Annotated in this window: 5 protein-coding genes; 2 read left to right on the top strand and 3 right to left on the bottom strand. The window is 70.5% G+C overall.

The features are described from left to right. Positions 1 to 78: 78 nt before the first annotated feature. The 3 genes from QHF83_RS46125 to QHF83_RS46135 are packed head-to-tail and all read right to left on the bottom strand — an operon-like array spanning position 79 to position 3,114. Positions 79 to 2,238, bottom strand: coding sequence for a hypothetical protein (locus tag QHF83_RS46125; RefSeq protein ID WP_282424511.1), 2,160 nt, complete (start codon positions 2,236 to 2,238; stop codon positions 79 to 81). Continuing rightward, positions 2,235 to 2,906: a hypothetical protein gene (locus tag QHF83_RS46130; protein WP_282424512.1), complete on the bottom strand. Its 672-nt coding sequence runs from the start codon at positions 2,904 to 2,906 to the stop codon at positions 2,235 to 2,237. Before QHF83_RS46130 ends, QHF83_RS46125 begins: the two co-directional genes overlap by 4 nt. A 37-nt stretch (positions 2,907 to 2,943) precedes the next feature. Then, a complete protein-coding gene (locus QHF83_RS46135) occupies positions 2,944 to 3,114 on the bottom strand; it encodes a hypothetical protein (RefSeq protein ID WP_282424513.1) in 171 nt (56 codons plus the stop codon). Between the two features lie 464 nt (positions 3,115 to 3,578). Here QHF83_RS46135 and QHF83_RS46140 point away from each other — a divergent pair, with 464 nt between their 5' ends. Further along, on the top strand, positions 3,579 to 7,031 hold the full coding sequence (locus QHF83_RS46140; RefSeq protein WP_282424514.1) for a hypothetical protein: 3,453 nt from the start codon (positions 3,579 to 3,581) through the stop codon (positions 7,029 to 7,031). Position 7,032: 1 nt separating this feature from the next. After that, positions 7,033 to 7,509 (top strand): hypothetical protein, encoded by a 477-nt coding sequence (locus tag QHF83_RS46145; protein WP_282424515.1) that lies wholly within the window; start codon positions 7,033 to 7,035, stop codon positions 7,507 to 7,509. Positions 7,510 to 7,998: the final 489 nt, after the last annotated feature.

A 7,998-nucleotide genomic window follows, 5' to 3' on the forward strand; every position in this document is an offset into this window, starting at 1 on the left:
CGTGGATCCAGGCCGGCCCATACCACGCTCGACGTCGGAGGCAAACGTCTTTCTGGAACCGGGCGCCCCTCGGCTCGTTCACAGCTCCACCACGTGGACGACGAGGTCGGGCCTCTCGGACAGGGTCACGAATGTTTTTTTGTCGAAATTGAACAACTTCCCGTCCTTCGGGATGCAGTAGTTTTTGTACCCCGCGCCCTTGGGTGCGATGATCTGCACTCTCTCCACGAGGCCGCCGAGGTTTTTACCATTTAGCGTCTTCACGGCGTTGTTGAGCTGCTTGAGCACATCGTCCACGGGGACCTTGCCCGTGGTGACAGCCTTGACCTCGCTGAGGACGAGCCCATCGGTTTTCGAGATCGTGGCGAAGTCCGGGGCCGGCGAGGTTTTCAGGATCCCGAGCGCGTCCCGCACGCTGCCCCCCACCCCGAGCACCTTGTGCCCCTTGTCCTTCATCAAGTGGAGGATGGCCTTGCGCTCGAATTCGTTCGCGAAGTCCGTGATGAGCTCGACGCTCCCGTGTGGTACCCCGAGCCCCTTCCAGTTCGTGATAAAGCGGTCCTTGAGCGCCAAGCCGAGCTCGTCCCCCAGGTTCACGACCTGCTGCGCGACCTCCTTGGCGCCCGGGTTCACCCCCGTGTTTTTCACGCCCTTCATGGGCACGATGACGCTGCCGATCCCGAACCCGATCGCCGAGAAGACGCGCTCTCCCGTCGTGAGGTCCTTCCCCCCGGGCAAACAGAACAACTTGCCCGTCACCGCCTCGCAAAGGTCGAGCGCCGGCCCTGCATACGGCACGAACCCGATCGCAATACGCGACGACGCATGCACCAGCGTCTGCATCACCTCCGCATACGCCGCCGCCCCTTCCCCGACGAATGACATCGCCCCCGCGAAGGCCCGCACCGTCTCGATGAAGGAACCCTGCTCCGGCCCGAGCGCGATCGCCTCCCACACATTGAGGCTCTCCTTCATCTGCTCGGCGAGATCGGCGAAAGCATTCTTCAAGACGCCATCCACCTGCGCCCGTACATCCGCGGGAACCGGCGAATCCAGAAACCAATCCGACGCATCCATGTACTGCCGCACGAAATCCGTGACGCGGATCTGCGCCTGCAAGAACGCGCTCGTCTCCGCCTGCGAGACACTCACCCGCGCGGCCAGCGCCTTCTCGATCGCCGCCGTATTCGACCGCCACGCCCGCACGTTCGTCACGAAGTCCCCGCGCAGGATCACCTTCCCGCCCTGCACGTCCTGCGACAGCGCGTCAATCACGGCATCCGCATACGCCGCATAAGGATCCTTCCCCGGCTCGAACGCCCCCGCCGCGCCCGAAACATCGGGCACCTCGACCCACGGCACCTCCGACGACGTGAGCGAATACTCGAACGGATCGTCCGGCGAAAACCCGGCCGCCCGCGCCTCACCCGTCACGAGGTCCGCCACCGCGTCCGCCTGCGCGCCGAAATGTTCGAGCAGGCTCGCGAGCTCGTCCTTCAAATCCTGCACGCTCTTCTTCAGGTCCGCGAGAAGCTGCTCCAGCGCTTCCCGCGTGGCCTCGTCGACCACGTCGCCATATCGCTCCAGAATCGCGTCGAGGTCCACCTCGCTGATCTCGTCGAGCGGCCGGGACACGAGGTCGTGCAATTCCGTATCGAGCTGCTGGAGCAGGTCGAGCCGCTCCGCGAGGTTCGCGGCCTTCGAGGCGTTCTCGATGAGCCACTTCCGCTCGGCCGCGATCTCGACCTCCAGGTTCGCGATGTCCCGCGCGAGGGGCGGATTGATCTCCGAAAGCGAGAGCCCGACCTGCGTGCTGCCGCTATACGCCGTCCCGTCACGCCGGACGTTGAAGAGCGGCTTCTGGATCCCGAGCGGGATCGAGACGAGCGTCACGAAGCTCTGCTGGTGAACGCAGGTATCGTTGCCCATGGCGTTCTGGATGCCGAAATTGAATTCGTTCGTGCCCATGCGGAGGAGCACGGAGTCGAACGGGGCCTCCGCCATGTTGCTCTTCGGGCCGTTCGGAATCGACACGTAGGCGCCCGGGACCTCGAAGGTCGCGAGCGGCATCCGGTTCGCGTGGAAATATGCACCGCCGGGGACGTTGAGCCGGGCATCCTCGCAAGAGTTGCTCTCCTGGCGCATCTCCCAGTGCACGCTGTACGGCGTGCCTGCCCGCGCATGCGCAGGCACGAGAAGCGCGAACACCACGATCCAGCAAACAAGTAAGCGACTCATGTCCCCTCCGCGCCGCGCAAAGCGGCATCATGCAAAACGGCAGCCCCCTTCACATCGCCCGCAGCAAGCTTCGCCGCCGCCGCATCGAGGAGCGCGCCGCCCACCCCTTGCGCCTTCATCGTCGAGAGCCCGGTCTGGATGAGCCCCGGCAATGTCGTCGAGCGGTACGTCGCCGCCGTCTTGAAATGCGGACGCATCGCTGCGCAGCCGGCCTCGCGCCACGACGACGACGGCAACTCGCAGAGCGGGCGCATCTGCAAGAAGGCCGTGACCTCGTCGTATCGCTTCGCGAGGTACGGGAGCGATAGCTTCACGCCCAGCGGCGGAGCCTTCTCGAACGCGAGCACCTGCGCCTCCGCGCTCTCGTGAAACGTCGCCTCCGCCTTCGCGATCCTCGCCTCCGTCACCTGTTCCCGCACGGCTTGGCTCTCGTCGAGCAACGCGAGCGCTTGCCTGCGCATCGCGAGCCCGAAGAGGAGCGACATCGCCGCCCGGTCGCTCTTGGCAATGCGCCGCTCGACGTACCCGAGCATCGCATTCATCGAGCGCTGCGCCCCGGAGGTCATGTCCGGGGTCTGCGCGCCATGCGTGACCATGAAATCCGCGTGCAGTGCGAGCGCCTCCTCGGACGTGACCTCGAATTGGGCGATCTCCGCGGAGAGCTTCATCGCCCGCAGCACCATCTCTTGCGGGGCCGCACTCGCGTCATGCGCCGCGCGGGCCCGGCACCATGCTCGCCTCATAAGACTCCGCGCACCGCTCCTCGTCGCGCACGTACCCGAGGGCGCGATCGATATCCCCGAGCCACCGATTCATCTCGGCGGGGCTCGTCACGAGCGCATCGAGCGTGCTCCCCTCCGGACGCTTGGCCCACATCTGAATGGGTCGCGATCCATGCGCCGCCGCTTGGTTCCACGCGCTCGCGGGCCCCTCGCCGGAAGAGACGCAATACTCACCTCCCTCCATAGGCGATGCGCAAATGCGACCCTGTCCTTCGTCCTCCCCCGACGACCACGAACATCCAGGCAACACGACGCCCGGCGCCGCGACGACGCACGCCGCGACGAGGAAATACCCTCGCCTCATCTGGAAACCCCTCCTGCGATGAGCTGTGGCCTATCTATCAAGGGGACGAACGGGTCGGGCAAGACAAAAGACAGGACGCGCGGACGTTGTATGTCCGGGGTCACGGGCCAGAGGGGGACGGTCGCGGGGGTGAGGCGCCCCCTCTCCCCCCGAGAGTTTTGTCTCGGGAGCAGAATCGGCCTCCAAACCCTCGCCGGGCGAGGCGCCCCCCGTGGTAGGCTTCGCGCGCTCGCCCCGCGGCGCGCTCGATTGCCATGGAGACGACCCTCGGCTTCCCCACTCCTCCGGACGCGCACGTCGAGCACGGCGTTGCGCTCCTCGGCCCGAGCGAGTTCGAAGGCGGCGCGCTCGCCACAGGCCGCCCCTTCCAGGAAGCGCTGCCCTTCGGCGGGCGCGCCGAGATCCTCGCGGCCCTCGTCGACTTCGCCAGCGCGCGCGGCCCGGCGCGCGTCGCCGTGCTCCCCGGGCGCTCCGGCTCCGGCAAGACGAGCCTGCTCTCCGCGCTCGCCGACGCCCTCGCCGCGCAGCGGGTCGGCACCATGCTGAGCTTCGCGACCGACGCCGCCAGCGCGCCGAACACGACGCGCCTGCCGCCCGGTCCGTGTGTGCTCGTGATCGACGACGCGGGCCGCAAAGCCGCGCCCGCGACGCTCCTGCCCCTGGCGCTCGATCGCCGCGACGTGCGCTTCGTGCTGACGACGCGCCCCGCGGGCCTGCCGCGGCTCTCGGCGCTCTTCGCGCAGGTCGGGCTCTCGTCGGACCTCGTGCGCGTGCTGCCCGAGCTCGGCGCGCTCTCGCCGAGCGAGGCGGAGGCGGCGGCGCAGCATGTGCTCGGCGATGCGCCCGGCGAGTTCGCTGCCGCCCTCGCCAAGCACGCCGAGGGGCATCCCTTCGTGATCGCGCTGGCCGGCCGACTCGTGCGGGAAGAGGCCATTCATCCCGTCTTGCTCGGCAAGGGCGAGCTCGCGGCGTGCGCGCTCGATCGGGGCCACGAGCTGCTCCTGCTCCGCTCCTCCGCCGCGGGGGACCCCAAACTCCTCGCCGGCGTGCTCGCGCTCGTCGCGCTCCTCGCGCCGGTGCGCACCTCGGACGAGCGCTTCCTGCAGGGCGCGGGGGATCTGCTCGGGTGTCGCCGTCGTGATCTCGTCTCGGCGCTCCGCGCGCTCGAAGCCGCGGGCGTCGTCGATCGGGGCCCGCACGGCGCGCGTGTCGTCCCCGGCGCCCTCTCGGATCACGCGCTGCACCGCGCGCTCGTCGGCCCCTCGACCACGGGCGGCCTCGCGGGCTCGATCGACGATCGCGTGCGCGCGCTGGAAGAGCGCTTCGGCGCCCACGCCATCGTCCCGCTCATCCGCAACGCCGGCGAGCTCGACGGCCCCTCCATCCCGAGCGGCGCATCGGCCGACATCACGACCGCCCTCTTCCGCCACGTCCGCGCGGGCATCGATGCGGCCTCGGCGGCGGATCGATGCCGTCTCCTCGCCGGCCTGCGCGAGCTCTCCTCGGATCATCCCGCCGCGATGCTCGATCTCGCCGCGGCGGTGCTCCGTTCTCCCGCCCAGACCGAGGCCGCGCGGGGCCCGGGCGCCCTCTTCTCCGCCGTGTCCGTCCTCTACGAGCTCCCCGCGATCCTGCGCCGCGTGGGCTTGCACCTCGCGCACCTGCCCCGCGCCGCCGATCTCCTCTGGGAGCTCGGCCGCGACGATCTCCGCCTCCAGAGCCCGCACCCCGACCACCCCATGCGCGTCCTCCGCGAGCTCGCCTCGCGCTCGTCGGCGCGCCCCGCGGGCGTCCACGAGGCCTTGCTCGACGCCGTCGATCGGTGGCTCGTCGCGAACGACGCGCACGAACACAAACACTCGCCGCTCGACGTGATCGACACCTTCCTCTCCGAGGGCGCCGCCTTCGCCGGCCCCTCCGACGAGCGCCGCCGCGCCCTGCGCAAGCAAGCCCTCGCCGCGCTCGCCGGCTGCGCGCAGTCGCCGAAGCGACGCGCGGCCCTCTCGGGCGTGAGCGGCCTCGAGCGTGTCCTCTCCGACGGCTCCGGCGGTTCCTCGCTCGGTGAGCGGATGGAGCCCGGGTGGCGCGACGAGGAGCGGCTCGACATCCTCGTGATGCTCGGCGCGGCCGCGTCGAGCTCCGGCGACCCGCTCGTCCATTTCGCCGTCGCCGACGCGCTCCGCCGCGCGGCTCGGCGCGCGAGCTCCCCCGACGTCCGCGCCACCGCCGAGGCGGCCCTCAGCAACGTCCCGACCTCGACGGAGCGCAGGCTCTACGAGGCCCTCACGCAACGCTCGCCCGCGCAGCGCGGCTTGATCGACATGCCGCCGAGCGAGATCCCGGGCTCGGGCGAGATCGATCGTGGCAGCGGCATGGAGCGCCGCTCGGCGGACGCGTGTCGTGCCGTCGTCGACGAGATGCTCGCCGAGGGCCGCACGCCCGCGCAGACGGCCGAGTGGCTCGGCGCGGCGCTCGAAGCCCTCGCGCTCGCGGGCAAGTCCGGCTCGCCGCGGCTCCTCTTGCACGTCCTCTCTCGCATGCACCCGAATGCGGCGGCGGCCATCTGCGAGGCCGTCATGGGCGCGCCCGAGAGTCCGCTCGGCCCGCACGTCGCCTCCTTGCTCCACGCGCTCCGCGACGCCTCGCCCGAGCGCGCCGAGTCCCTCATCGGCAGCATCGTCGGGGGCGGCAACGCCACGCTCTGCGCCTCGCTCGCGCAGGTCTTCCATCGCTGGGTCGAAAAGCCCCTGCCGGGCGATCGCGAAGCGCTCCGGCACCTCCTCGGACACCGCGACGGCTTCGTCCGCCGCGCGGCCCTCGGGGCGCTCCGCACGCTGGCCAAATCCTCCCCGCGCGACGCGGTCGAGCTCGCCGTCGGCGTGGACCTCTCCGAGGGCCCCGAGGTCGCCGAGGCTCTCTTCGGCGCCCTCGACGCGGGCGGACTCTTCTCCGAGGGCGCGCTCTCCGAGGAGGAGATCATCCTCTTCCTCACGCGCCTCGGCGCGGCCCGCAGCCTCGACGGCCACTCCACGATGCGCTTCCTCCATCACGCGGGCAAGCGCATGCCCGAGGACGTCACGGGCCTCTTCATCGAGCGCATCGCGCGCGCCGCCTCCGGCATCGTCGCGGGCGCCGAGGAGTACGAGCCGCTCCCGCCCGAGGGCTTGTCGGCGATCCTCACGGGCCTCGCGCGCTCGCCGGAGTGGCTCCCGCTCCTGCGCCGCGTCCGCCACCTCGCGCGCGCCCGCATCGGCTGGGTCCGCTTCCATGCCGCGCGCCTCTTCCACGACGCCTCGCGCTCGTTCGCGTTGCCGACGGTCGAGGTCCTCTCCGAGTGGGTGCAGGACGGCGGCGAGAGCGAGCTCGAAGCGATCTCCGCGCTCCTCGAAGAGGCGCCGCCCACCTTCCTCTTCGCGCACCTCGAGCTCGTCGCGACGCTCCTCCGGCGCGCGCACGCGACCGGCGAGGGCTGCTTCGAGCGGGTCCGGAGCGCGCTCTTCTCGGTCGTCACGGGCCAGGCGCGGCCTCGCTCGGGCGCCCGCGCGGATCGCAGCGAAACGCTCCTCCGCTCGCAGGCCCGGGAAGCCGCCTCCCGACTGCCCCCGAAATCTCCCGAGCAAAAATTCTTCGAATCGGTCGCCAAGCACGCGGAGGCGCTCCTCGCCGAGGAGGACGCGGGCCAGGACGACGAGCTCTTCGATCTCTGACATGCGGTCCCTGCCCTTTCTCCTGGCCACCCTCCTGCTCCCCTCGATTGCCTGGGCCGAACCGCCCGCGGCGCCCCCGCCCGCGCCGGCCGCCCCGCCGGAACCCCCGCCCGCGCCGTTCTGGACCGGCCCCCGCATTGCGGCGTCGTTCGTCGTGGGGGCGGGCATTGGCGCGATCGTGGCGGGCGCGGTGTATGCGGCGCGCTCGGACGAGGCGACCGCGGCGACGGAGCAGCATTGCCTCACGTCGGATCCGGACCAATGCGACGCGGAGGGATATGCACTCCGCGACAAGGCGACGGTCGACGGGCGGGCCGCGTCCACGGCGCTCGGCGTGGGCGCGGCGGGGATATTTCTCGGATTGGTGCTCGCGTGGGTCAATCCCGAAGTGCACCCGAGCCCGACGCAGCCGCAGGTCTCCATTGCACCCCTCCTGAGCGGGGAGCAGCAGGGAATCGTGGTGTTGGGTCGGTTCTAATCGGGGAACGCTGGCCTGCATGACCTGCTTCGGCGGGCGGCTGGGGTGGGCTCGACACATGCCACGACGCGCCTGTCCGTCCGGCACATCCTCCGGCGCAACTTGGCGCAAGCATTGGAGATTCCGGGGACGCCCCCGTTCACCTGCCGAGCCGCCCGATCCCCACGTTTCCGCGATGGCTCCCGACAAAAAGTTGCTGTGATTCCGCGGTGGTGCGGAGTTTGCCAAAGGCACGCCGCACGGCGCCCCAGGGTCGGCCATGGGTCCCGACGGCGGGGCAAACCTCGGAGCTCATCGACCACATGCAATCTCGCAATCGCGTTCTTCTCGCCAGTCTTCTCCTCACATCCCTCATGGCCTTTGGCTGCACGGAGACCAACAACGGCGGCGCCGGCGGCGCGGGCGGCTCGGGCGGCTCCGGCGGCGCTGGCGGCGCGGGTGGCGTCGGCGGCTCCGGTGGTGCCGGTGGCACGGGCGGCTCCGGTGGGT

The sequence above is a fragment of the Polyangium sp. 15x6 genome (assembly GCF_029960785.1).
Classification (GTDB): Bacteria; Myxococcota_A; Polyangia; order Polyangiales; family Polyangiaceae; genus Polyangium.

What these genes read in the sequence shown, in the direction of transcription:
- QHF83_RS46125 (WP_282424511.1), bottom strand. Translation starts at nt 2,238, where the DNA reads ATGAGTCGCTTACTTGTTTGCTGGATCGTGGTGTTCGCGCTTCTCGTG.
- QHF83_RS46145 (WP_282424515.1), top strand. Translation starts at nt 7,033, where the DNA reads ATGCGGTCCCTGCCCTTTCTCCTGGCCACCCTCCTGCTCCCCTCGATT.
- QHF83_RS46135 (WP_282424513.1), bottom strand. Translation starts at nt 3,114, where the DNA reads ATGTGGGCCAAGCGTCCGGAGGGGAGCACGCTCGATGCGCTCGTGACG.
- QHF83_RS46140 (WP_282424514.1), top strand. Translation starts at nt 3,579, where the DNA reads ATGGAGACGACCCTCGGCTTCCCCACTCCTCCGGACGCGCACGTCGAG.
- QHF83_RS46130 (WP_282424512.1), bottom strand. Translation starts at nt 2,906, where the DNA reads ATGAAGCTCTCCGCGGAGATCGCCCAATTCGAGGTCACGTCCGAGGAG.